The sequence below is a fragment of the Arthrobacter sp. NPDC092385 genome (assembly GCF_044755105.1).
Classification (GTDB): domain Bacteria; phylum Actinomycetota; class Actinomycetes; order Actinomycetales; family Micrococcaceae; genus Arthrobacter_D.
This window is the reverse complement of record NZ_JBIVQL010000018.1, coordinates 1-23,251: the sequence shown is the minus strand read 5'-3', so window position 1 is coordinate 23,251 and position 23,251 is coordinate 1. Positions and strand designations below refer to the sequence as shown.

26 protein-coding genes are annotated in these 23,251 nt (G+C 68.4%); 12 read left to right on the top strand and 14 right to left on the bottom strand.

The features are described from left to right. Positions 1-7: 7 nt before the first annotated feature. Together ACIQCY_RS16510 and ACIQCY_RS16505 are read right to left on the bottom strand one after the other, a co-directional pair. Entirely contained in the window at positions 8-640 is a 633-nt protein-coding gene (locus tag ACIQCY_RS16510) for a DNA alkylation repair protein (RefSeq protein ID WP_400484942.1), read from the bottom strand. Continuing rightward, the gene (locus ACIQCY_RS16505) at positions 640-1,410 is read right to left on the bottom strand and encodes a type II CAAX prenyl endopeptidase Rce1 family protein (protein WP_400484971.1); all 771 of its coding nucleotides are present in this window, start codon (positions 1,408-1,410) and stop codon (positions 640-642) included. Before ACIQCY_RS16505 ends, ACIQCY_RS16510 begins: the two co-directional genes overlap by 1 nt. Positions 1,411-1,656: 246 nt before the next feature. On the opposite strand from ACIQCY_RS16505, the gene ACIQCY_RS16500 reads away from it, so the two are divergent. Continuing rightward, entirely contained in the window at positions 1,657-2,538 is an 882-nt protein-coding gene (locus ACIQCY_RS16500) for a ribonuclease Z (RefSeq protein ID WP_400484941.1), read from the top strand. Positions 2,539-2,557: 19 nt separating this feature from the next. On the opposite strand, the gene ACIQCY_RS16495 is transcribed toward ACIQCY_RS16500, so the two are convergent. Then, entirely contained in the window at positions 2,558-3,961 is a 1,404-nt protein-coding gene (locus ACIQCY_RS16495) for an acetamidase/formamidase family protein (protein ID WP_400484940.1), read from the bottom strand. A gap of 109 nt (positions 3,962-4,070) precedes the next feature. Then, entirely contained in the window at positions 4,071-4,364 is a 294-nt protein-coding gene (locus tag ACIQCY_RS16490; RefSeq protein WP_400484939.1) for a hypothetical protein, read from the bottom strand. Positions 4,365-4,543: 179 nt separating this feature from the next. Here ACIQCY_RS16490 and ACIQCY_RS16485 point away from each other — a divergent pair, with 179 nt between their 5' ends. The 5 genes from ACIQCY_RS16485 to ACIQCY_RS16465 all read left to right on the top strand — a co-directional run bounded on the left by ACIQCY_RS16485 (position 4,544) and on the right by ACIQCY_RS16465 (position 8,668). Further along, positions 4,544-4,987: a rhodanese-like domain-containing protein gene (locus ACIQCY_RS16485; RefSeq protein WP_400484938.1), complete on the top strand. Its 444-nt coding sequence runs from the start codon at positions 4,544-4,546 to the stop codon at positions 4,985-4,987. A gap of 87 nt (positions 4,988-5,074) precedes the next feature. Then, entirely contained in the window at positions 5,075-5,350 is a 276-nt protein-coding gene (locus tag ACIQCY_RS16480; protein WP_400484937.1) for a hypothetical protein, read from the top strand. Between the two features lie 180 nt (positions 5,351-5,530). After that, positions 5,531-5,791 (top strand): hypothetical protein, encoded by a 261-nt coding sequence (locus ACIQCY_RS16475; protein ID WP_400484936.1) that lies wholly within the window; start codon positions 5,531-5,533, stop codon positions 5,789-5,791. Positions 5,792-6,077: 286 nt separating this feature from the next. Then, positions 6,078-7,451, top strand: coding sequence for an HNH endonuclease (locus ACIQCY_RS16470; RefSeq protein WP_400484935.1), 1,374 nt, complete (start codon positions 6,078-6,080; stop codon positions 7,449-7,451). A 182-nt stretch (positions 7,452-7,633) separates the two neighbouring features. Further along, a complete protein-coding gene (locus tag ACIQCY_RS16465; protein ID WP_400484934.1) occupies positions 7,634-8,668 on the top strand; it encodes an AAA family ATPase in 1,035 nt (344 codons plus the stop codon). 27 nt (positions 8,669-8,695) lie between these two features. Here the strand turns inward: ACIQCY_RS16465 and ACIQCY_RS16460 are convergent, their stop codons facing one another. Further along, positions 8,696-9,586 (bottom strand): alpha/beta fold hydrolase, encoded by an 891-nt coding sequence (locus ACIQCY_RS16460; protein WP_400484933.1) that lies wholly within the window; start codon positions 9,584-9,586, stop codon positions 8,696-8,698. A gap of 63 nt (positions 9,587-9,649) precedes the next feature. Here ACIQCY_RS16460 and ACIQCY_RS16455 point away from each other — a divergent pair, with 63 nt between their 5' ends. Continuing rightward, a complete protein-coding gene (locus tag ACIQCY_RS16455) occupies positions 9,650-10,213 on the top strand; it encodes a TetR/AcrR family transcriptional regulator (protein ID WP_400484932.1) in 564 nt (187 codons plus the stop codon). 91 nt (positions 10,214-10,304) lie between these two features. Here the strand turns inward: ACIQCY_RS16455 and nrdF are convergent, their stop codons facing one another. From nrdF to nrdH, 4 genes are all read right to left on the bottom strand, one after another. Continuing rightward, the gene (nrdF, locus tag ACIQCY_RS16450) at positions 10,305-11,279 is read right to left on the bottom strand and encodes a class 1b ribonucleoside-diphosphate reductase subunit beta (protein WP_400484931.1); all 975 of its coding nucleotides are present in this window, start codon (positions 11,277-11,279) and stop codon (positions 10,305-10,307) included. Positions 11,280-11,377: 98 nt separating this feature from the next. Next, the gene (nrdE, locus tag ACIQCY_RS16445) at positions 11,378-13,537 is read right to left on the bottom strand and encodes a class 1b ribonucleoside-diphosphate reductase subunit alpha (protein ID WP_400484930.1); all 2,160 of its coding nucleotides are present in this window, start codon (positions 13,535-13,537) and stop codon (positions 11,378-11,380) included. Beyond that, complete coding sequence (nrdI, locus tag ACIQCY_RS16440; RefSeq protein ID WP_400484929.1) at positions 13,534-14,007, bottom strand: class Ib ribonucleoside-diphosphate reductase assembly flavoprotein NrdI; 474 nt, start codon at positions 14,005-14,007, stop codon at positions 13,534-13,536. The genes nrdE and nrdI overlap by 4 nt, the downstream gene beginning before the upstream one ends. Positions 14,008-14,046: 39 nt before the next feature. Beyond that, complete coding sequence (nrdH, locus tag ACIQCY_RS16435) at positions 14,047-14,292, bottom strand: glutaredoxin-like protein NrdH (protein WP_400484928.1); 246 nt, start codon at positions 14,290-14,292, stop codon at positions 14,047-14,049. A gap of 425 nt (positions 14,293-14,717) precedes the next feature. Here nrdH and ACIQCY_RS16430 point away from each other — a divergent pair, with 425 nt between their 5' ends. Beyond that, positions 14,718-15,671: a LysR family transcriptional regulator gene (locus tag ACIQCY_RS16430; RefSeq protein WP_400484927.1), complete on the top strand. Its 954-nt coding sequence runs from the start codon at positions 14,718-14,720 to the stop codon at positions 15,669-15,671. A gap of 92 nt (positions 15,672-15,763) precedes the next feature. Further along, a complete protein-coding gene (locus tag ACIQCY_RS16425) occupies positions 15,764-16,801 on the top strand; it encodes an SDR family oxidoreductase (RefSeq protein ID WP_400484926.1) in 1,038 nt (345 codons plus the stop codon). 64 nt (positions 16,802-16,865) lie between these two features. On the opposite strand, the gene ACIQCY_RS16420 is transcribed toward ACIQCY_RS16425, so the two are convergent. Next, a complete protein-coding gene (locus tag ACIQCY_RS16420) occupies positions 16,866-17,783 on the bottom strand; it encodes a methylenetetrahydrofolate reductase (protein WP_400484925.1) in 918 nt (305 codons plus the stop codon). A 25-nt stretch (positions 17,784-17,808) separates the two neighbouring features. Next, a complete protein-coding gene (locus tag ACIQCY_RS16415) occupies positions 17,809-18,948 on the bottom strand; it encodes an App1 family protein (RefSeq protein ID WP_400484924.1) in 1,140 nt (379 codons plus the stop codon). Positions 18,949-19,137: 189 nt separating this feature from the next. Here ACIQCY_RS16415 and ACIQCY_RS16410 point away from each other — a divergent pair, with 189 nt between their 5' ends. The 3 genes from ACIQCY_RS16410 to ACIQCY_RS16400 all read left to right on the top strand — a co-directional run bounded on the left by ACIQCY_RS16410 (position 19,138) and on the right by ACIQCY_RS16400 (position 20,885). Then, entirely contained in the window at positions 19,138-19,491 is a 354-nt protein-coding gene (locus ACIQCY_RS16410) for a hypothetical protein (RefSeq protein WP_400484923.1), read from the top strand. Between the two features lie 171 nt (positions 19,492-19,662). Beyond that, entirely contained in the window at positions 19,663-20,061 is a 399-nt protein-coding gene (locus tag ACIQCY_RS16405; RefSeq protein WP_400484922.1) for an STAS/SEC14 domain-containing protein, read from the top strand. Continuing rightward, a complete protein-coding gene (locus tag ACIQCY_RS16400) occupies positions 20,049-20,885 on the top strand; it encodes a hypothetical protein (protein WP_400484921.1) in 837 nt (278 codons plus the stop codon). Before ACIQCY_RS16405 ends, ACIQCY_RS16400 begins: the two co-directional genes overlap by 13 nt. Positions 20,886-20,939: 54 nt before the next feature. Here the strand turns inward: ACIQCY_RS16400 and ACIQCY_RS16395 are convergent, their stop codons facing one another. Genes ACIQCY_RS16395 through ACIQCY_RS16385 form a run of 3 tightly spaced genes read right to left on the bottom strand, consistent with a single transcriptional unit; the run spans position 20,940 to position 23,061 of the window. Continuing rightward, entirely contained in the window at positions 20,940-21,581 is a 642-nt protein-coding gene (locus ACIQCY_RS16395; protein ID WP_400484920.1) for a vitamin K epoxide reductase family protein, read from the bottom strand. A gap of 33 nt (positions 21,582-21,614) precedes the next feature. After that, entirely contained in the window at positions 21,615-22,298 is a 684-nt protein-coding gene (locus ACIQCY_RS16390) for a DsbA family protein (protein ID WP_400484919.1), read from the bottom strand. A gap of 40 nt (positions 22,299-22,338) precedes the next feature. After that, positions 22,339-23,061, bottom strand: coding sequence for a cation transporter (locus tag ACIQCY_RS16385; protein ID WP_400484918.1), 723 nt, complete (start codon positions 23,059-23,061; stop codon positions 22,339-22,341). Between the last annotated feature and the right edge of the window lie 190 nt (positions 23,062-23,251).

The following is a 23,251-nucleotide window of genomic DNA, read 5'->3' as shown; positions in this document are numbered from 1 at the left end:
AGTACAGCTAGCCGGCGCCGCTCTGCCGCACGAGGTCGAGCGCTTCCTCGACGACCGCCACGCGCCCCTGCTGCGCACCCGAGACGAGGCGCACGGTCCGCCGGAAGGAGGCGTCGTCGCCCTCGCCCGACCGGAATGCCGGCAGGTGCGCGAGGACGGCCGCGCGGCGCAGCCAGGCGTCGTCCGCCGCCGCCCACCGGTCGAGGACGGCGGTGGCGCGCACGGCGTCCTGCTCCCGCAGCCGCAGCAGCAGGGGCCCGACGACGTCGACGGCAAGCGGGTCCACGAGTTCGGGCAGCCGGGCGGCACGGAGGAATCCCTCGATGCGCGTGAGGTCGGACGGCCGCAGCAGGCGCCCGGCCGACTGCAGCAGCACGACCGCCGCCAGCCGACGCTCGAACACCGCTCGGGCCCACAGCTCCGACGCGAGGGCGGTGACGTCGTCGTGCCCCAGGTCCGGGTACCGGCGCTCGGCGTTGCGCACGGTCCCGCGGACCGCGCCCACGGACGCCCCGTAGTACTCGAGGTCCGTCCCGAACCGTCGCTCGTAGTCCTCCGCCCGCTCCCACGAGCTCTCGTACTGGAGGGACTCGTCGATGAATCCGGCGGGATCGCTCGCCGGTGCCCTGCCCGTCGGCATCAGTAGAGGAAGATGTCGATCCACGCGCGGTTGTGCGCGTGGATCAGGACGAGGAACAGGACGAAGTCGAAGAGGAGGTGGACGCAGATGATGTAGGAGAGCGACCGCGTCCGCGTGAAGATGAACGCCTGCAGGAGCGCGAAGGGGAAGATGAACAGCGGCGCCCACGCATGGAAGCCCAGTTCCCAGAGGAACGAGGTGAAGAGCACGGCCTGCAGGAGGTTCGACTGGACCATGGGCAGGTGCCGGCGCAGGAGTGCGAAGACCGTGCAGATGAAGAACAGCTCGTCCCAGATCCCGAGCCCGTTGGTGCCGATGAACAGGCGGGCGATCTCGTTCGGCGTGGAGGCCGCCGGCCAGTTCGTGTAGACCCCGGTGCCGAGCATGTAGACGGGGAGCAGTGCGTAACCGATGACGACGACGGCGGGCAGGTACCACTTCTCCGTGCGGGTCCAGGGCACCCCGGTGCGGACGGGGAACCTGACGGCATGGTCCCCGTAGGCGAAGCGGGAGACCGCGTAGGGAACACCGACGGCGAGGATCATCGCCGTGCCCATGACGCCCATGTGCTCGAAGCCGATGTCCGTGGTGATCGGCACGAGGCTCATGACGACCAGGCTGAACGCGACGAGCAGCAGGTCGCGGAAGAGCGCACGGTTGATCACCACGGCGGCTGCGAGCGCCACCACCAGCAGCGCATAGCCGATCACCGCCTGGTGGAGCACGAACAGCGCGAAACCGGCGAACGACACCAGGGCGGCCGGGATCAGCTCCCGTGAGGGCGTGTTCCAGGCACCCTGCTTCCAGGCCCGTTGGCGCGTCTCCTCCGGCAGCCTCCGCGCTGCCGCGTGCGCTTGCTGCTCCACGTGATCCATGCTCCTCTGTCGCGTTCCAGCCACCATTCTTTCGCCTGCCCTCCTCCCGGTCCACCGCGGGCCCCGCCACTTCCCCGCGCCGCTGCGCCGCCGGGTGAGAGACTGCGGCTGCACAGCGCGGCCCGGTGCGAGACTGGGGGCATGCGTGAGCTCGTCATCCTCGGTACGGCATCGCAGGTCCCCACGCGGACCCGCAACCACAACGGCTACTTCCTGCGGTGGGAGCGCGAGGGCATCCTCTTCGATCCCGGGGAGGGCACGCAGCGGCAGATGATCCAGGCCGGCGTGTCCGCGTCGCGGATCACGCGCATCTGCCTGACGCACGTCCACGGCGACCACTGCTTCGGCCTGCCGGGCGTGCTGTCGCGGATGGTGCTCGATGGCGTCGCCCATCCCGTCGAGCTCCACTACCCGGCCTCCGGCGAGGGCGTGGTGCGGGCGCTCGTCTCCCTCGCGACGCCGGGACTGGACCTGCGCCTGCTCCCCCACGGCGCCGCCGGACCCATCGCTCCCGGGATCGACGTCGAGCCGCTGCGGCACCGCATCGAGGCGTACGGCTACCGCGTGGCGGAACCGGACGGCCGCACCTTCCTGCCCGAGCAGCTCACGGCCGCCGGGATTCAGGGTCCCGACGTCGGGCGGCTGCAGCGCGAGGGCCGCCTGGGCCCGGTGCGGCTCGAGGACGTGAGCGTGCACCGGCCCGGGCGGCGCTTCGCCTTCATCATGGACACGGCGGTGTGCGACGGCGCCGCCGCGCTCGCGGACGGCGCGGACCTGCTGGTCACGGAGAGTACCTTCAGCGACGACGACGCCGCCCTCGCCGACCAGTACCTGCACCTGACGGCGGGCCAGGCAGGCGCCCTCGCCGGCAGCGGCGGAGCCGAGACGCTCGTGCTCACGCACTTCTCGTCCCGGTACGACGACGTCGGCGTGCTCGCGGCGCAGGCACGTCGGACGGCCGGCCCGGCCACCGTCCTCGCGGCGTCGGACCTCGACCGCATCCCGTTCCCCCGGCGTCCGTGAAGACCCGCCCCGTGCTCCGTCAGTCGAAATCGGCCTTGCGGATGAGACCGTGGACCCCGACCGTCCGGTCGACCACCTGCGACACGGCGAAGTCCGCCGCCGCGGAGAGGTAGGCATAGGCCACCGCCCGGTCCATGCCGCGGTCGTTCTGGAGGAAGTCCAGGGCGTTGATGATGGCACGTCGCATGGCCACATTGAGGTCGCCGCTGACTCCTCCTCCGGCGAGGCCGTCCGGATCGGAGAGGCCGATCGGTATCCAGGACTCGGCGGTCTCCCCGAAGGGGTACGTGTAGGCGACGGACGGCGCGTCGCCCGAGCCGGGCTTGCACACGGTCAGCCGGAACGTGCCCCGCAGTGATCCTTCCATCGCCGTCAGGGCCACCTCGCCGTCGCCCATGCCCATGTGCGGGTCGCCCACGTAGAACAGCGCGCCGTCCGCCTTCACCGGCAGGTAGAAGGTGGAGCCGGGGCCGAGGTGCCGGATGTCGATGTTGCCGCCGCCGAGCGTGGGTGGGACGGAATTGGCCTCGGGCGACGTCAGGCCCTCCGTCTCGGCGAAGGCCACGCCCATCATCCCCAGGAACGGACGCAGCGGGAACCGGACCGTCATGTCCCCGCTGGTCATCACTCCCTTGCCGTCCTCGATCGCAGTGAACACGGACACGTTCCCGTAGTCCGAGGGGATGCCGGAGGCCCGGTTGTCGGTGCCGACCGGCGGCATGACCTCCTCGAGGGTGATGCCCGCCGGCGGCTGGACGTTCGGCTGCACGGCGAGCCCTCCCTTCCCGTGCCTGCTGGAGACGACGCCGTACGGTACGCGCGGGACGGCCTCGAGGGTCTCGATCTTCAGGACGTCCCCGGGCTCGGCGCCGTCGACGGCCACGGGACCGGTCACGATGTGCGGGCCGTCGGCGTCGAAGTTCCGCGGAGTCCTCGTGTAGCCGGCGGCGATGCTCACGGCATCCTCGAGGATGCTGCTCTCGGGTACGCCGAGTGCACCGAAGTACTCGAGCGGATTCCGTCCCTGGTCCTCGAGGATGCCCTCGTGGGACAGGGCGTCGATCGTGACGGTCTGGCCGGAGCGGATGGACAGCGCCGGCGTGGCGTGGACGGTGGGGACGTACCCCCAGAGGACCTCATCGGGAGTCGAGGCCAGGTAGGCGTCGCCCTGGATCGTACCTTTGCCCGGCTGCAGGATCTCGCCGAAGCCGCTCTCGGACGGCGCTCCCCCGGCGGAGGCCGACGCTCCTGCGGACGCCGCCGCCGTCGAACCTGCGGTAGCGCCGGTCGCTGCCGGCTGTGCCGCCGTACAGGCCGTCGCCGCCGTCAGCGTCCCGAGGGCCGCGACCGCTCCCATGAACCTGCGCCGTCCCAGGCCCTTCGCCAGGGTCTCCGCTGCGTCCCGACCGAAACTGTCATTCATGATGATTCCCTCCACGCGTCGAAAGGCCGACGCTAACGGGGGCTCGTTTCGATGACGTTTCGACCAGGAGTCGGGCGGGAATCGGACCTGATACCGGGGTTGCGCCCGCTTACGGCAGACCGGCGCCGGGCGAGGAGGAGTGCCTGTCGCGAGCGCGACGGCGGCTCGGGTAGGGGCACAGCACGACGATCCCGGCGATCACGAAAAGGGGTACGCCGACGATCAGCCCGGTGAGGAGGACGAAGACTCCGACGGCGGCGATCAGCCGCGGCAGGAAGAGATGCCAGGCCACCGCCGGCACGGTCAGGGTCCACGGATCCTGCAGCGTCACCGTGCCGGGTTCGGCGGTCAGGGACTGCTCGAGGTCCCGCCACGCGAGCCGTTCATCCTCGGAGAGCGGCATGCCCCTCCTTCACCAGGGGTCGGGTGTGCAGTGCCATGGGCCGAATCTAGACCGGGCAGGTGAGCGGGCGGGATGGCCCGGGAAGCATCGCATGAAGGCCTGGTGAACACTGCCGTCATAAAGCCACCATTCCTCGACGCGCTGTTCCCTTGACGCGACAGAGGCGGTTCGATGGCTTCATGCCTACTTCCCTCTCCGCCGCTGACTTCTTCGCCGCCAAACTCGCCTACGAGACAGACCCGGCCGACCTCGCTGCAGACCGGGCATCCGGTCACCCTCCGATCGTCATCGACACCCGCTCGGCCGCTTCCTGGAGCCAGGGCCGCATCCCGGGCGCCCTTCACATACCGAACGCGGACCTCGCCGCGCGCATCGCCGACGTCGCCACCGGGAAGGACGCCGCGATCGTCGTCTACTGCTGGGGGCCCGGGTGCAACGGCAGTACGCGCGGCGCGTTGATCCTCGCGACGCTGGGCTACACGAACGTCCGCGAACTCATCGGTGGCTTCGAGTACTGGGCACGCGAGGGGTTCGCGACCGTCAGCGACAACGGCCGCGCACGGCGGTCCCCGGACCCCCTCGCAGCCCCCGTGACCGACGTCGTCGCCGCCGCCGCACCGTAGAGGTCATCGACCGGCCTGCAGCGTTGTTCGTGGCTACACTTGACGAACACACGAGGTGTCATTGCACGAGGTGTCATCGGGGGAATAATGCAGTCAACGGCCAGGAAATGTATCCAATGGGGCGTCGTCCTCGTGCTCGCAGGAGGATTCGTCCTCGTGCTGCTTCCGCAGCTGCTAGGCCTTCTGGCAGAGACGGCCGGTCCTACTGCAGCCATCGGAGTCGGAGCCGTGGACATCGTGCTGACCCTCGTTCGCTGGGCGATGATACCGATGGGCACCACCCTGATCGGTGCTGGGATCGTCATCCGGGCCCTCGCCCCGTCGCTCGAGCGCTGCAGCGCGGATTCCACGTCGGGGACATAGGGCGCTGCGCTCCAGGACCTGTTCCCGTACAACCTTCACGGACAGTCGGCGACGCTGGCCAAGACGCGGACGTCGCGTCACGATGGTATTGATCCGACCCGTCCCGCCGTCCATACCACGGGCGACGGCGGCCGAACCCGGTTGGAGCAGACGCAGGAGCATCCGTCAGGGGTGGACGAAATGACCGACGACGAGCATCGCGACCACAGCGCATCACGGCTTCCGCGGACTCAGGCCGTCCGGCGCAGATGGTGGCTGAGGTCCGTCCTCCTGCTGGCCATGGCGGTATTCGCCGTATCCATCGCCTTCGTCCTCATCTACGCCACGAGCCTCTCCTGGCCGCTGGCCATCCTCATCAGCGTAATACTCGTCGGAGGCCAGGTCTACGCCCTCCGGCGCAACCTGTTCGGCGGGGACGGAGAGGACCACCCCGACCTGTAGCCGAGCTGGGCCTTCTTCCCGAGGACAGTGCACGACGGCGGCGGCGCGGTACGGTCGGCTCGGCGCTCCGTCGCTCTGTCGGGCTGTCGGGCTGTCGGGCTGTCGGGCTGTCGGCCTGTCGGCCTGTCGGCCTGTCGGAAGAGGGTGTGGATAACGGTCCCTGCGGACATCAAACTGTCAGTGGTACGCGGGAAAATAGGGCATGCACAGCGACGGAGCAGCACGGAGGGAACCAGCCACGCAGTACTGTGGCGCTCCCACGGACGCCGCTGTGCGGAAACCCGGCATGCGCAATCTCATCGAAGAGGTCACCGCACTGCGGCCCTGTGCCGAGAGCGCCGGTCTGATCAATCAGCTGCGTGAGCTCGAGGACCTCAAGTCCGCTGTCGCCGGCGCGCAGGCGCGGGTCGCCGTCGCCTTCGATCAGGCTGAGCGACGCCTGCAGGCCGACGCCGACGTCCCCGTGGCGAAGCAGGGACAGGGCGTCGCCGCGCAGGTCGCCCTCGCCCGTCGCGAGTCCCCCTCCCGCGGAAGCCGGCTGCTGGGCCTGGCGAAAGCACTGGTGACGGAGATGCCGCGCACGCTCGCGGCGCTGGAAACGGGTCAGCTGAACGAATGGCGCGCGATGCTCCTGGTCAGGGAGACCGCCTGCCTGAGCGCGGCGGATCGCTGTGCGGTGGACGAGGAGCTATCCGCCGATACGGGTGCTTTCGAGGGCGCCGGTGATCAGGCGATCGTCGCCGCCGCCCGGACGGCGTCGTACCGCAGGGATCCCCGTTCCGTCACGGACCGCTCGCGCCGCGCTGCGGCCGAGCGGCATGTCAGCCTCCGACCGGCGCCCGACACGATGACGTACCTGACCGCCCTCCTCCCCGTCGCCGAGGGGGTGGCAGCCTATGCAAGTCTCTCCCGGCACGCCGACTCGTGTCGTTCGGACGGTGATGACCGCAGCCGAGGCCAGATCATGGCCGACGCCCTCGTCGAGCGGGTCACCGGTACCCCGGGAGGTATATCCGGCGTGGAGATCCAGCTCATCATGACGGACCGCACGCTCTTTCAGGGAGACACCGAACCGGCGCGGCTTGCCGGCTACGGCGTCGTACCCGGTGGCTGGGCTCGTTCCTTGCTGGCTGCGCACCCACGTCGACCCGTGGCAGACAGCACGGAGTCTCTCGACCTCCAGCACCGCAAAAACTTCGCAACCTGGATCCGGCGCCTCTACACCGCCCCGGGGAGCGGCGATCTCGTGGCCGTCGACTCCCGGTCCAGGCTCTTCACGGCGGGTCAGCGCCGATTCCTGGAGGCTCGTGACGATTGCTGCCGAACCCCATACTGCGACGCACCCATCCGCCACTACGACCACATCGTCCCCTGGCGCGATGACGGACCGACGAGTCTTCCCAACGGTGCCGGTCTCTGCGAGGCGTGCAATCACACCAAGGAACTCCGCGGCTGGAAAGCGAGACCGTACCCTGCCGTCCGGCACGCCATCGAGCTTCGCACCCCAACCGGTCACACCTACAGATCGACGGCGCCCCCTCCGCCCGGCACTGGCGTCGTCGAGCCACATGATGCTTCACGTCGCCGACACCGGCACTTCCGGCGGCAGCAGCTGAAGGCGCTTCGGCGAGCCCATCGGGCAGATTCGCTCGTCGCCTGACGTGAACCCCCGTTGAGCACTATCAATCCGAGCGACAGCCGAGCTCCTGCTCGCCGTCCTGGTGCGGTAGCTTGGACGCAATCCCATCGAATCAATGCATGGGCCGCTTCCGCGGCGACACGATCAGACCCACTCACCGCGATCTACCGACTCCCTGCTCTTCAGTCGGTCAGGAGAAAAGCATGGCCGCCAGCCGCAATCCACTCGATGACCTGCGCGAGACGCTCGGCCATCTCACTGAACAGCTCAAATCGTCGGGGTCGGACCGCGTCGAGGACCTGCGCGGCGAGTACTTCCCGGTGCGTCCCGGTCCGGCGCGCCCACTGTCCGAGGTGCAGGCCGAACTCGACGCCCTGGTGGGACTGGACACCGTCAAGGAGCAGGTCCGAGCGCTCGTCGCCCTCCTGCAGGTGCAGGCCCGTCGCAAGGCCCACGGCCTGCCGGAGGTTGCTACCTCCCAGCACCTGGTGTTCCTCGGGAACCCGGGTACCGGCAAGACCACTGTGGCGCGGCTCCTCGCCGAGATGTACCGCGCTGTCGGGCTGCTGCAGAAGGGCCATCTCGTGGAGGTCGACAGGTCCGGCCTCGTAGGGCAGTACGTCGGTGCGACAGCCATCAAGACGGACCGCGTGATCCGGCGTGCACTGGACGGCGTCCTGTTCATCGATGAGGCGTACGCCCTGACCCCGGAGGACGGCCGGATGGACTTCGGTCCCGAGGCCATCGAGGTCCTCCTCAAGCGGATGGAGGATCACCGCCATCGCCTGGTGGTCATCGTGGCCGGGTACCCGCAGCTGATGGAGGCGTTCCTCCTCTCGAATCCCGGCCTCCGGTCGCGTTTCGCGCGGGAGATCACATTCCCCGACTACTCGGTCGGCGCGCTGCAGACGATCTTCCACCAGATGCTGGCCCAGCACGAGTACATCCTGGCGCCCGGCGCCGACGACATGCTGCGCCGTATCTTCTCAGGCCTCCATGTCGGGGAGGACTCGGGCAACGCCCGTTTCGCCCGCACCTTGTTCGAGCAGGCGCTCAACCGGCAGGCGCTGAGGCTGTCACTCGACCAGGACCGCGACTTCGATGCGCTCGACCGGGATGACGTCATGACGCTCACCGCGGACGATCTCGTCGAGGCTGCGCAGGCGCTGGGCGGCGAGCCGGAGCCGGAACCCCTACCCGCGCCGGAGCCGTCGCGCTGGTGGAGCTGGCTGACCTGATTCGAGGCCCGGGCGAAGAGCCCTGAATCAGGCGGAGCTCCCCGAGCGGTCGAACCAGTCCAGAGCGAGGTCGGCGACCTCGGCGGGCGCGTCGTCGGTGATGAAGTGTGCTGCGTCGTCGACGTAGGCGAACTCAACGCGATCGGCGTATCGCCCGGGATCGCGGCAGATGCGCCGCAGGACCGGTTCGGTCCAGGGGTAGTCACGGCGGCCGTACACGACAAGGGTCGGCACGGTGAGGCGCCGGCGACGGTAGACCCCTCGCATCATTCGCAGAGCTTCCGGTAGCACCATGCCGCGCGTGAGCGGACGGACCGCGGCGTCGATGTCGGGCCGGCGCAGCGGGGCGAGGTGCGCTTCGACGGTTGCCTCCGACATCGGGTGAGCGGCATAGGCCTCAGAGAAGACCCCTCCCAAGGAGGCGCCGGGGCGGTGCCAGATGAAGGGGGGCAGATGCCGAAAGCCCGGGATGATCCTCGGACTGAATGTGAAGAACGCCGGTGGCACTGCGAGCTGCACCGCCGATCGAACCCGCTCGGGGTGGTCGTAGGTCAGTTGCATTGCTGTGATGACGCCCATGTCGTGGGAGACGACGTGCGCGCGCTCGATGCGGAGGACATCGAGGAGGGCGAGCAGGTCACGCAGCCGGGTTTCGCGTTCGACCCGCGGATCCTCGGCCACGGTCCACCCGGCCCCGCGGAGATCGGGGCAGATGACCCTGTAACCGCGTGCGGCGATGATCGGAGCCACCGCGTGCCACTGCCACCAGTGCTCGGGGAAACCGTGCAGGAGCACGACCGGTTCACCCTGGCCGATCGTGGCGACGTGCGTCCGTAGGCCGGGCGTCCGGACAACGAGGTGGTCGAAGCCTGCTGCTTCAGGTAACGGCGGCGACCAGTCCACGGTTGGCGTGGTCATGGCGTCCTTCTTCCTCCCGCAAATACACTATGTTCATAGTAGACCTCGCGGAAAGGAGTGTCCATGGCGGCATCGACGCGCGAGCGTGGGCTGGAAGCAGCGGTGCAGGTGCTCGGCGCGGAAGGCGTGCGCGCGTTGAGCCACGCACGGGTCGACGAACGAGCCGGCCTCCCGGCCGGGTCCACCTCGAACTGGTTCCGCACGCGCCGGGCACTGCTCGGCGGCGTCGTCGAGTGGATCGCGGAGCGGGAGCGCTCCGACTTCGATCCTGCTGCAATGCCGGCGGTCACGGGTCCGGAGGGACTGATCGAGGGCTTGTGTGCCATGGTCGAACTGCAGGCCGGGACCTTCGCCCTGCGAACGCGTGCGCGCTACGCCCTCTTCCTCGAGCTCGCCGATGATCCCCAGCTGGGCGAGCCGTTACGGCAGCAGCGCCGCGAGTTCGAGCAGTGGACCGAGGTCCTCGTGAAGGCGGTCGGCATCGCCGACCCGGTGCCGGCTACTCGGGCACTCATGGCGCTCCTCGACGGACTACTCCTGCACCGGTTGACCGTCGACCCCGAGCTCGACATACGCCCCGCCATCGACCGCGCCGTGCACGGCCTCGTGGGGCCCTGCCGTTGCTAGATGAAAAAAATGACCCCGCACGCTGGTGCGTGCGGGGCCATTCAGGTCTTGAACCGGATTGCTTCAGTCTCCATCGCTGGAGAATAGAGCGTTAGAAGTCCCAGTCCTCGTCCTCGGTGTTCACGGCCTTGCCGATCACGTACGAGGAGCCCGAGCCGGAGAAGAAGTCGTGGTTCTCGTCGGCGTTCGGGGACAGCGCCGAGAGGATCGCCGGGTTCACGTCGGTCACGGAGGACGGGAACATCGCCTCGTAGCCCAGGTTCATCAGCGCCTTATTGGCGTTGTAGTGCAGGAACTTCTTGACGTCCTCGGCCAGGCCCACGGAGTCGTAGAGATCGTGCGTGTACTGGACCTCGTTCTCGTACAGCTCGAAGAGCAGCTCGAACGTGTAGTCCTTGAGCTCCTGGCGACGCTCCGGCGTCGCGCTCTCCAGACCGCGCTGGAACTTGTACCCGATGTAGTACCCGTGCACGGCCTCGTCGCGGATGATCAGACGGATGAGGTCCGCCGTGTTCGTGAGCTTGGCACGGGAAGACCAGTACATCGGCAGGTAGAAGCCGGAGTAGAACAGGAAGCTCTCGAGCAGCGTCGAGGCGACCTTGCGCTTCAGGGGATCATCGCCACGGTAGTAGTCGGTGACGATGTGCGCCTTCTTCTGCAGGTTCACGTTCTCCGTGGACCAGCGGAACGCCTCGTCGATCTCCTTGGTGGAGGCCAGCGTGGAGAAGATGGACGAATAGCTCTTGGCGTGCACCGACTCCATGAACGCGATGTTCGTGAGGACGGCCTCCTCGTGCGGGGTCAGCGCATCCGGGATGAGGCTGACCGCTCCGACCGTCGCCTGGACGGTGTCGAGCAGGGTGAGGCCGGTGAAGACGCGCATGGTGAGCTGCTGCTCCTCCGGCGTCAGGGTGGCCCACGACTGCACGTCGTTGGACAGCGGCACCTTCTCGGGCAGCCAGAAGTTGTTCACCAGGCGGTTCCAGACATCGACGTCCTTGTCGTCCTGGATGCGGTTCCAGTTGATGGCCTGGACCTGGTCTACGAGCTTCAGCTTCTCGCTCATGGTGTGTTCCTTGTCTGGGTGAAAGTAATGCCGGTGATCCCGGTGGAGTCTGGAGTGCCAGGCCGGGCATACCGCCCGGCCTGGCAGAATCTAGTTGCCTAGAGCATGCAACTGACGCAGCCCTCGACCTCGGTCCCTTCCAGCGCGAGCTGGCGGAGACGGATGTAGTAGACGGTCTTGATGCCCTTGCGCCAGGCGTAGATTTGCGACTTGTTGATCTCCCGCGTGGTGGCGGTGTCCTTGAAGAACAGCGTCAGGGACAGGCCCTGGTCCACGTGCTGCGTGGCAGCGGCGTAGGTGTCGATGATCTTCTCGTAGCCGATCTCGTACGCGTCCTGGTAGTACTCCAGGTTGTCGTTGGTGAGGTACGGCGCCGGGTAGTACACGCGGCCCAGCTTGCCTTCCTTGCGGATCTCGATCTTCGACGCCACCGGGTGGATGGAGGACGTCGAGTTGTTGATGTAGGAGATCGAGCCGGTCGGCGGGACGGCCTGCAGGTTCTGGTTGTAGATCCCGTGCTCCACGACCGAGGCCTTCAGGGCGCGCCAGTCCTCCTGGGTGGGGATGTGCACGTCGGCGAACAGCTCACGCACGCGCGGCGTCGTCGGCTCCCACACCTGATCGGTGTACTTGTCGAAGAACTCACCGCTGGCGTACTTGGACTTCTCGAAGCCGGCGAACGTCCGCCCGGTCTCGATGGCCATCAGGTTCGACGCCCGGATGCAGTGGTACACCACGGAGTAGAAGTAGATGTTCGTGAAGTCCAGGCCCTCCTCGGAGCCGTAGTGGACGCGCTCACGGGCCAGGTAGCCGTGCAGGTTCATCTGGCCGAGGCCGATGGCGTGCGAGGCGTCGTTACCGGCGGCGATCGACGGGACCGAGCTGATGTGGCTCATGTCCGAGACGGCGGAGAGGGTGCGGATGGCGGTCTCGATGGTCCGGCCGAAATCGGGCGAGTCCATGGTCTTCGCGATGTTCAGCGACCCCAGGTTGCAGGAGATGTCCTTGCCCACGGTGTCGTAGGACAGGTCCTCGTTGTACGTGGTGGGCTGCGAGACCTGGAGGATCTCCGAGCACAGGTTGGACATGATGATCTTGCCGTCGATCGGGTTGGCCCGGTTCACGGTGTCCTCGAACATGATGTACGGGTAACCGGACTCGAACTGGATCTCCGCGAGGGTCTGGAAGAACTCGCGCGCCTTGATCTTCGTCTTCTTGATGCGGGCGTCGTCCACCATCTCGTAGTACTTCTCGGTGACCGAGATGTCGGAGAACGGCATGCCGTAGACGCGCTCGACGTCATAGGGCGAGAACAGGTACATGTCCTCGTCGCGCTTGGCGAGCTCGAACGTGATGTCGGGCACGACGACGCCGAGGGACAGCGTCTTGATGCGGATCTTCTCGTCCGCGTTCTCGCGCTTGGTGTCGAGGAAGCGGTTGATGTCCGGGTGGTGCGCGTGCAGGTACACCGCGCCTGCGCCCTGGCGGGCTCCGAGCTGGTTGGCGTAGGAGAAGCTGTCCTCGAGGAGCTTCATCACGGGGATGACGCCGGAGGACTGGTTCTCGATCTGCTTGATCGGGGCACCGACCTCGCGGATGTTGGTCAGGGCGAAGGCGACGCCGCCACCACGCTTGGAGAGCTGGAGGGCCGAGTTGATGGACCGCCCGATGGACTCCATGTTGTCCTCGATGCGGAGCAGGAAGCAGGAGACCAGCTCGCCGCGCTGGCGCTTGCCGGCGTTGAGGAATGTCGGGGTGGCGGGCTGGAAGCGGCCGTCGATGATCTCGTCGACCATCTGCTCGGCGAGCTGCTCGTTGCCGCGGGCCAGGTGCAGGGCGACCATGCACACGCGGTCCTCGTAGCGCTCCAGGTAGCGCTTGCCGTCGAACGTCTTCAGCGTGTAGGAGGTGTAGAACTTGAAGGCCCCGAGGAACGTCTCGAAGCGGAACTTCTTGGCGTACGCGCGCTTGTAGAGGCCGCGGATGAAGTTCATCGAGTACTGGTCGAGCGTCTCGCGCTCGTAGTACTCGTTCTTCACGAGGTAGTCGAGCTTCTCCTCGAGGTCGTGGAAGAACACCGTGTTGTTGTTGACGTGCTGCAGGAAGTACTGGTGCGCAGCCTCGCGGTCGGCGTCGAACTGGATCTCTCCGTCCGGCCCGTACAGGTTCAGCATGGCGTTGAGCTCGTGATAGCCCATGTCCTTGAAGCGGTCCACTGCGGCTGCGGGTGCGCCCGTCTCCGTCTCTGCAACACTCATGTCCAAAACTCTTCCAATCCTTTGGCTACTCGGTGCACGTCCTCGGACGTGCCCATGACTTCAAATCTGTACAGGACGGGGACGTTGCATTTGGCGGCGACGATGTCGGCGGCAAGGCAATAGGTCTCACCGAAATTGGTGTTACCCGCCCCGATGACCCCCCGGAGGAGGCTGCGGTTCTGCTCGTTGTTCAGGAACTTCACGACCTGGCGCGGTACCGCGCCCTTACCCGTGATTCCCCCGTAGGTGGGGAGGACCAGGACGTACGGCCGGACTGCCCGCAGCGTCGGCTCCTTGGTGAGCAGGGGCATGCGGGCGGCCCGGACCCCCAGCTTCTGCACGAAGCGGTGGGTGTTGTCGGAGACCGACGAGAAGTAGATCAGCGGCGCATCGGTGACGGGCCCCTCCGCGTCCCCGGTCGGAGCCGGGTCGGCGGAGGTGGAGCGGTCGTCCACGGCGGTGGCAGTCATTGCTGATGCCGGCCCGGCGGATCCCCCGAGGGGATCCGTTCAGGCAACCGAGCTGACGGCGGAGTCCGCGAGGGAGCTGATCTTGTCAGGGCGGAATCCGGACCAGTGGTCGTTGTCCGTGATGACGACGGGAGCCTGCATGTAGCCCATGGAGCGGACGCGCTCGAGGGCCGCAGGGTCCTGCGAGATGTCGACGCTCTGGTAGGCGATGCCCTTCTTGTCCAGAGCGCGGTAGGTGGCGTTGCACTGTACGCAAGCCGGCTTCGTGTAAACCGTGACGGTCATGTCCTGGTCCCCTTTTCTGTACTGCTGTCGTGCTGTGTCATGGGCGGCGCGCGGCCCCGGATAGGGGAAGAAATCCGGGGATTTCCGCGCTTCCGGGCCCATGCCCGTCCAGCGGTTGTTTCTGTGCTTCGATACTACATCTAGTGCGACCCACTGGAGCGAACCCCTAGATGATGTATTACAAGTATGTCATTACCGGAGCGAGTAGTCCACACGATGTCCACAGATCGGGGCCTCCGGAAAGCCCGGAAACGAGCCGATCGGAGGCGTTCGGAGGGGTCCGTCCACAGCACTGTGGAGTACTTCCGCACAGGCTGAGAAACTTCCGTGTCGCGATTCTCTGGCGTGTCGCGACGAACGCGTATAGAAGGACGATCACGTATAGAAGACTGGGCAGAGGGACAAGCCCATGAGGAGGGTGTCAGTTGATCAATCCCGTCCACCTGCGGACGCTGCTCGAGGTCATCCGCCACGGATCCTTCAGCGGAGCCGCGACCAGCCTCGGCTACACCGCCTCCGCTGTGTCGCAGCAGATGTCCGCGCTGGAGCGCGACACGGGCGCCACGCTCTTCACCCGGTCCGCCCGCAGCGCCCTTCCGACGGACGCCGCCCTCGCCATGTCACGCCACGCCGCGAAGGTCCTGACGGACATCGACGCACTGCTCGCCTCCACCGCCCGGGCAGGCTCCGGTCCGGCGCACGAACTCCGGCTCGGCATCTTCCCGAGCCTCGCGACGTTCGCCCTCCCCCGGCTGCTCCGCATGCCCGAGTGGCAACGGCTCGGGGTGTCGCTGCGCCTCTTCGTGGGAGAGCCCGCCCACACCATCCAGGGCCTGCGGACGGGCGGCGATCTCGACCTCGCGCTCGTCTACCAGGTGGGACAGGCGGGGCTCGCCTGGCCATCGACGCTCAGCCGCCAGTGGATCGGCGACGACGACTTCCGGGTGATCCTGCCCGAGGGCTGGGGCATCCGCGGCGGGTCGCGCGTCACCGCCGACCAGCTCGCCGACATGCCGTGGATCATGCACCATCCGGGCACCGCCGACGCGACGGTCATCGAGCGGCTCTTCGCGAGCTGCAACCTCCACCCCCGGATCGCCGCCTACTGCGACGACTTCAACGCAAGCCTCGAGCTCGCGGCGGCCGGGCTGGGAGCCGCACTGGTGCCCGAACTCGCCATGGTCAACCGGCCCGAGGGCATCGTGGCGCTCGACGTCCCGGAGATCCGGCTAGCCCGCAGCATCTTCGCGCTGCGCACGGGCGACGCCGACGACGCCCGCGTGCGCCTCTTCATGGACCACCTGGCCGAGATCCTCCGGAGCAAGAGCATCGGTCCCAAGCACACGGCCCCGGGATACGCACCCTTCTCCGGCCGCTGATTCACCGTTGCGCCCGTCCCGCGACGGTTTGTACCTTCGGGACAGACGCGGGCGCCGGTCCGCCGGAATCCACACTCTTCGGGGAGGAACCAATGCGGATCAAGAACAGCGTGGTCGTCATCACCGGGGCGGCGAGCGGCATCGGACGCGCGACCGCCCTTCGTTTCGCCCGACGCCGGACCAGCCTGGTCCTCGCGAGCAGGCGCGTGGAGGCACTCGAGTCGCTCGTCGCCGAGTGCACCGCCCTCGGCGCCCGGGCCATCGCGGTACCCACCGACACCTCGGAGTACGGCGCCGTGCAGGAGCTGGCGAGCAGGGCCGTCGAGGAGTTCGGGCGCATCGACGTCTGGGTCAACAACGCCGCGGTGTCCTTCTTCTCCCCCTTCCTCGAGGTACCCCTGAGGGATTTCGAGCGCGTCATCGACGTCAACGTCATGGGCTACGTCTACGGGGCACGCGCCGCCCTGGAACGCATGCAGGACCAGGGCAGCGGCGTCCTCGTGAACGTGGCCTCGATCGTCGGTGAGATCCCGCAGCCCTACACCTCCGCCTACTCGATGTCGAAGGCCGCCGTCCGCGCCCTCGGCGTCAGCCTGCGGTCCGAACTGAAACTCGACCGGAAGAAGCACATCCACGTGTGCACCGTCCTGCCGCCCACCATCGATACGCCGTTCTTCGACCACGCCGCGAACTACACGGGACGGCGCGCCGTCGCGATGCCCCCGGTCTACAGTGCGGACCGGGTCGCGAAAGCCATCCTCGACGTCGTCGATGCGCCGGTCCGCGAGGTCGCCGTCGGGCGTATCGGCCGGTCCATGGTGCGGCAGCACCGGCTCACGCCGGGCCGGCTCGAGAGGGTGATGGCGCACCAGGTGGAACACACGCACCTGTCGAAGAAGGAACCGGCGGAGGACTCCACCGGCAACCTGTACGCCCCCTCGCTGGATCCCGCCAACGCCTCGGTCTCGGGCGGCTGGAGTGGCAGACGCCGCACCGCCCAGCGGATGGTCCTCGGCACCGCCCTCGTCGGCGCGGGCGCGGTGGTGTTCGGCGACAGGCTGAAGGCGGCCGCTCCCGCGGTGGCAGGAGCGGCGGCGGCCGTCGGGCGGGCCGTCGGCAGGAGTTCCTGACCCGCGGCGCTTCCACCCGCCGTCCCGCCCAGGAATCAGCGCAGGACGAGCGGTCCGGGCCTGGCTACAGCGAGGCCGCGAGTCCTGCCTGCGGGGGCCTCTCGAGATCCAGGGCATCGATCACGTCCAGTGCGGCTGCGTGCTCGTTGAACGTGTAGAGGTGGATCCCGGGCGCGCCGTCGTCGAGGGCCGCCCTGGCGAGTTCGACGGTGGCGGCGACCCCGATCCGACGGCGGTCCTCGTCGGCCCGTGCTCCCTCGAGCCGGGCCCGGAGGGCCTCGTCGACGTCGACCCCCGCCAGCCCGCTCAGCTTCTCCAGCCGCCGCGTGCTGGTCATCGGCATGACGCCCGGGATGATCGGGATGCTGACGCCGGCGCGGGCCGCCCGGTCCACCAGCCGCGCGTAGTCGGAGGGCTGGAAGAAGACCTGCGTGATCGCGAAGTCGGCGCCCGCGTCCTCCTTGGCGAGGAGCACCTCGATGTCCTGCTCGAGGCTCGGCGAGTCGGGGTGCCGCGTGGCGTACGCCGCCACCCCGACCGACACCCTGCCGGCCGCGAGCTGCGCGGTCCGCTGCGACTCGACGTCGCGGATCAGGCGGACGAGTTCGTCGGCGTGCTCGACGTCGCCCGGCCGGGGCTCGATGCCTTCCGGAGCGTCCCCCCGGAGCGCGAGGATCCCCCGCACACCCCCGCCGAGAAGGCGTTCGACGATCTCCGTCAGCTCCGCACGGCTGCTGCCCACGCACGTCAGGTGCGCCAGCGGCTTGAGCGTGGTCTCGGTCAGCAGCCGCTTCAGGAGGTGAATCGCCGTCTCCCTGTTGCTGCCGGCCGCCCCGTACGTGACCGACACGAAGTCGGGGCGTGTGTCCTCGAGCCTGCGGATGGTCGTCCACAGGGACTCTTCCGCAGGCCCGTTCCGCGGCGGATACAGCTCGTAGGACAGCGCCGGGTAGGTCGGTGGCGGCAGCCGGGTGCCCGTCATGCGCGTGCTACGTCCAGGTGCGGGATCAGTCGGTCTCCTCGGGCACATCCGCGGAGCGGACATCGTTCTCGATGATGCCGAGTTCCTCGAGCTGCGCCGACATGCCGGCACCGTCCGGGGCGTAGATCCAGGGAATGCCCGGGGTCGGCTGGACCCCGGTCTTCGAGCGGCCGCCTGCGAGCACCGCTTCGCCGACGGACAGCTGGCGGATCGCGATGGCACGGACGTTCTGCGGGTGGCGCTGGGCGAACTCCGAGTAGATGGCCTCGTCATGCTGGCCGTCGTCCCCCACCAGCAGCCACTTCACGTCGGGGAACTCCTCGGCGAGGCGCTCGAGCGACGTGCGCTTGTGGTCCTGCCCGCTACGGAACCAGCGGTCGCGGGTGGGCCCCCAGTCGGTCAGCAGTTTCGGTCCGGCCGGGTAGAGGTTGCGGGACAGGAACCGGGACAGCGTCGGCGCGACGTTCCACGCCCCGGTAGAGAGGTAGAGCACGGGAGCCGAGGGAAGGGTGCGCACGACCCGCTCGTACAGCACGGCCATCCCCGGAGTGGGCGTCCGCGCATGCTCGTCGAGCACGAAGGTGTTCCAGGCGGCCAGGAACGGCCGGGGCAGCGCGGTGACCATGACGGTGTCGTCGATATCGGAGACGACACCGAACTCGGTGCCGTCGGCGACGATCCGCACGGGGGCCTCCACCACCTTCGACTCCCCGGACTGCACCGTGATCGTGTGCCAGCCGGCGTCGAGCGTCACGGGGATACGGGCATCGACGACACCACCGCGGTCCGCCTCGACGTCGTGCACCGTGCCGCCGATGGTCACGTGGACGACGGCGTGGGGCACCGGAGCACTCGTGAAGTTGCGCCACCCCCGCATGCCCTCCTGCAGGGGCTTGAGCGGTCCGTCCTCCTTGCTGCGTCCCGTGTCCCTCGGGTCGCTCAGGACCACGCGGGCCAGCACCCGCACCCACGCCGTCGTGCCGTACCCGGTGTACGGGATGACGGTCTCGATCCGCCCGCGCCGGATCGAGCGGCGCGTCTGGAAGCGGAGCCAGGCGTCGTCGAGGCGGACCGCGAGGTGGCGGACCTCGGCTACCGGCGTCGTCGTGCTGCTACTGCTCGGACTGGTGGAGGGAGTGTGCGGCTTTGCCGGGCGTGGACACATGCGTTCCAGTCTGGCACGGCGATACCCAGTAGACGAGTCATCCGCCGCAAGCGGTGTCCCTGCCCGTTCAGGGCGCACAGGTCACAGAGGGCTAACAACTCGGGTTTCCCCGTTGCGCGCACTTGTAGGCGGGAGGAACGGACTGAGACGCTGATTGTTCGATGCAGGGGACGACGGCTGGGGGATCCAATGGCACATGAGTGGGAGCAGATCGGCGTGCGGCTGAAGGAGGACAGGCCGTTGCAGGGCTGGGACGCGGCGGCGGAGCAGGATCCCGAGACCACCGCGAACGATCTGGCCCATGCCATCCTCTTCGGGCGGGCGCAGGCCGCCCTCGAAGCCATCGCCGCGGGCGGAGCCGGGCTCACCACGGATCATGCCCGTGCCCTCCACTTCGCCAACGAGATGGCGGAACTACGGCACTACGGGCCGCTGATCGCCGTGGCGGACGGCCTTCCCACCCTCGCCCCCGGTGTCCGGGACGTCATCGCAGGGCTCCGCGAGCGCGGGCTCTGGGACGGTCAGCCCGCCTGGAACCTCTGACCAGCCACGCCACCCCGGGAACGGTCGACGACCTCACCCATCCAGGACCGGCACCGCACCGAAGTGATCCAGGGCGTGTTCATCCGGCGCGCCTGCCGCCGGTGGGCGGCTCACCTGGAGCGTGAGGCGGGCAGTGATACGACCGTGAGCGTGCCGAGGCCTGGCACAGGCATGCGCGACGATGCCGACCCGCGGTTCTCCCTCATCGTCCTTCCCACGCTGCTCCAGCTCCGATGGCGGCGAGGGCTCGTCATCGACCGCTCCGACATCGCCCGGGCGGGATCGGCCGTGACGGCATCGGACAGCGGCGCACTCCCCCTGCTGGTGGAGGTGACAGCCCTCCGGGAAGTCACCTGGGACGCACGGGAGGCGTTCGTCGCCTACGCCCGCCCCGCTCCCATCGCCATCCTCGGTTCCGACGCGGTCGACCTGGTCCTGACCGCCTTCGCCGTGAGGTCTCCGACGGAGACCCGCTTCTTCACGGACCGGGACGAGGCCGTGCGCTGGCTGCTGCCGGGCGAACGCATGCAGGGCCCGGACGTGGCACACTCGGAGCCATGGCGGCCGTAGTCCTTCCGTGGAATCCCGATGAGCACGCCTGGCCCGGGGTCTACGCCAGTGATGTCGGGACCGTCCGACGGACCGGCGTCCTGAGGCTGCGGTGGGAGCTCCCCGCGATCACGGCGGACGACGGCGTGGACCTCTGGCTGGTCGTCGTCGGGCACCACCCGTCCGCGCGGGGCCTGATCGGACACGGCATCGTCAGGGGGTCCGCGCCGACACCGGGGACGTCCTCGGTCCGCGCGGACATCGATATCGACCTGCTCCTCCCCCACGGCGACCAGGTGCCGCTGGCGCAACTCCTGGAACGGCTGCCCGGACTGGACATCACCGGAGTCAGCGCCGCCCCGCTCACCGGTGCGGCCGAGGTGTCGCTGCGCGAGCTGTGGGCGGAGTCCACTCCGCCCGAACCGGGCACGCTGGACCCCGTTCCGGGTGCGTTGCCCTCGGATCGGGTGAAGCGCGTACCGGCCAGCGCCTTCGAGCGGGACCCGGAGCTGCGCAGGAGGGCCATCGCGAACGGGGGGTCCGCGTGCCACGCCTGCGGGCTGGACCTCGAACTGGCGTACGGCGCTCCGGGAGCCGACCTCGTCCAGGTGCACCACATCACGCCCCTGGCCCACATCACGCCGGACTATGAGATCGACCCGCTGGTCGATCTCGTGCCGCTGTGCCCCACCTGCCATGCAGTAGCCCACGGCCGCTGGCCCGACCCCTACAGCATCGAGGACATCAGGACGATGCTGCGCTCGCGCGGGTTCCTTCGCGGAACGGTCGCGACCGAGGAGCAACTGGAAGCGGAGGCGGCTGCGGCGCGCATCCTCGGTGCCTGAGGGCGCCGTGACCGGCTCCGGGCCGCCACGCCTCCACCGCGTGGCGCATCAGCGTCAGTTGGTGAAGACGTGCAGGAACCGGAAGAAGACCGAGGCGCCGACGGCGATGTAGGTGATGGCGATGACCGGCCCCACCCAGGCGGCGAGCCATCGGGTCAGGGCTGCGGGTGCGGGGATGACGCCGTGGGCCATGTTGCGGACGGTCGTGAGGATGAACAGCGGGATCATGGCCGCCCAGACGATCATGCAGTACAGGCAGAGGATGTAGATGTCGAACAGCGCCTGGCTCCACAGCCACGCGGCGAACACCGCGCCGAGCGTCACACCTGCCTGCAGGCCCGCCCAGTACCAGCGGGCGAACCGGGCCCCGGCCAGCAGCGCCATGCCGGTGGTGATGATGACGGCGAACCCGACGAGCCCGATGAAAGGATTCGGGAAGCCGAAGAGTTCCGACTGCCAGGTCTGCATGACCCGGCCGCAGGACACCCACGGGTTGATGTCGCAGCTCGTGACGTGGTCCGGATCCCGCAACAGCTGAAGCTTCTCGAGGATCAGGACGCCGGCCGCGAGCCACCCCGTGATCCCGGTGACGAGGAGCATCACCCCGAAGGGGACCCGTCGGGCGGACACGGGCAGGGGCGTCTCCTCCCCCGACCCGGCGCCGGCTGATGGTGTAGGAGCGGTCGCTTGTGCCATGGCCTTGTCGGTCCTCGTCGTCGCTGGTTCGGATCAGTCCGCGATAGCGGTTTCGATGAGGCTGCGGAACTCCTCGACGCTTGCGGGCTGGATCTTCCGCCCCTCGAGGAAGAACGTGGGCGTACCCTCGACGTCCAGCGCGAGGCCGTCCTCCCTGTCGCTGTTCACGCGCTCCAGGGTGGCAGGGTCGGCGATCGCGGCGTCGAAGGCCGCCATGTCCAGGCCCAGGGACTGCGCGTACTCGCGGAAGGTGCCGGCCCTCGATTCGGGTGTGTGCGCCCATTCGGCCTGCTTCTCGTACATCAGGGCATGCATGTCCGTGAACCTGCCCTGCCGGGCGGCCGCCTCGACGGCCGCCGCAGCCGTCTCGGAGTTCGGGTGGCCCGGCAGGGGGAAGTACCGGGACACCACGGTCAGGTTCTCCCCGTACTCCACGGAGAGCTCCTCCACCAGCGGATACGCAGCCAGGCAGACCTCGCACTCGAAATCGAGGAACTCCACCAGGACGGCTTTCTCATCCGGCGCCTGGGACAGGCGGTGGCTGTCCTCCCGCACCACCTGCACCCGGGAGTTCCCAGAGCCCGCGGCCTCGGATCCACCGGCCCCGATGCTGTTGATGAGGATCACCAGGCCCACGACGAGGGCGGCCGCGAGGATCAGCCCGATCGCGATGCGGTTCTGCAGGCTCAGGGCCCTGGCGTTGAAGGCGGTAGGCACAGGTGTGTCTCCTCGGGATGTGCGGTGTGCGGCTGGAGGGTCAGGTGTGGGTGCAGCAGGAGCAGGACGACGACGTGGCCGGAGGTGCCGCGTCGGGCGCGATCAGCTCCGTCTCGGCGGTGCCGACCGACGGCGCGCAGCAGGCGTCACCCCTCCAGGCGTCCCGCCCTTCCTTGAGCGCGACGGCGGCGATGACCAGGGCGGCAAGGGGGTCCGCCCAGGACCAGCCGAGGGTGCTGTTCAGCAGCAGACCGACCAGCAGGACCCCCGACAGGTACGTGCAGAGCAGGGTCTGCCTGGAGTCCGCGACGGCGGATCGCGAGCCGAGCTCGCGTCCTGCCCTGCGCTGGGCCCAGGACAGGAACGGCATGACGGCGAGGCTGACCGCGGCGAGGACGATACCGACCAGCGAGTGCTGGGGCTCGGCTGCGCCGAGCAGGGTGCGGACGGCGTCGAAGGTCACGAACGCTGCGAGGCCGAAGAACGAGAAGGCGATCAGCCGCAGGGCGGTCTTCTCGCGGGCCTCCGGGTTGCGACCGGCGAACTGCCAGGCCACGGCGGCCGCGGAGAGGACCTCGACGACGGAGTCCAGGCCGAACCCGATCAGGGCGCTCGAGGAGGCGACGGTTCCGGCGCTGATCGCGATGACCGCTTCGATGATGTTGTAGGTGATTGTCGCGGCGACGAGCAGGCGGATCCTCCGGGACAGGACCGCCCGGCGCTCCGTGGGAGGGACCGGCTGCGCCGGTGCGTGGGCGCTCATCCGCTCAGAAGGTAGTTCCACCCTCCCATAGTACATCCACCTGTGTACTGACGGCAGGTCCGCTAGGAGGCCAGCCGGGCGGCAGCACCGGAACCGGCTCTTCGGAATCAAGGGTGTAGCGAGGGTCTGAAACCTCCGGCCTCGAGCAGGCTCCTGGCTGTGTAGTTCGCGAGGTTGCGGAAGCCGAGCG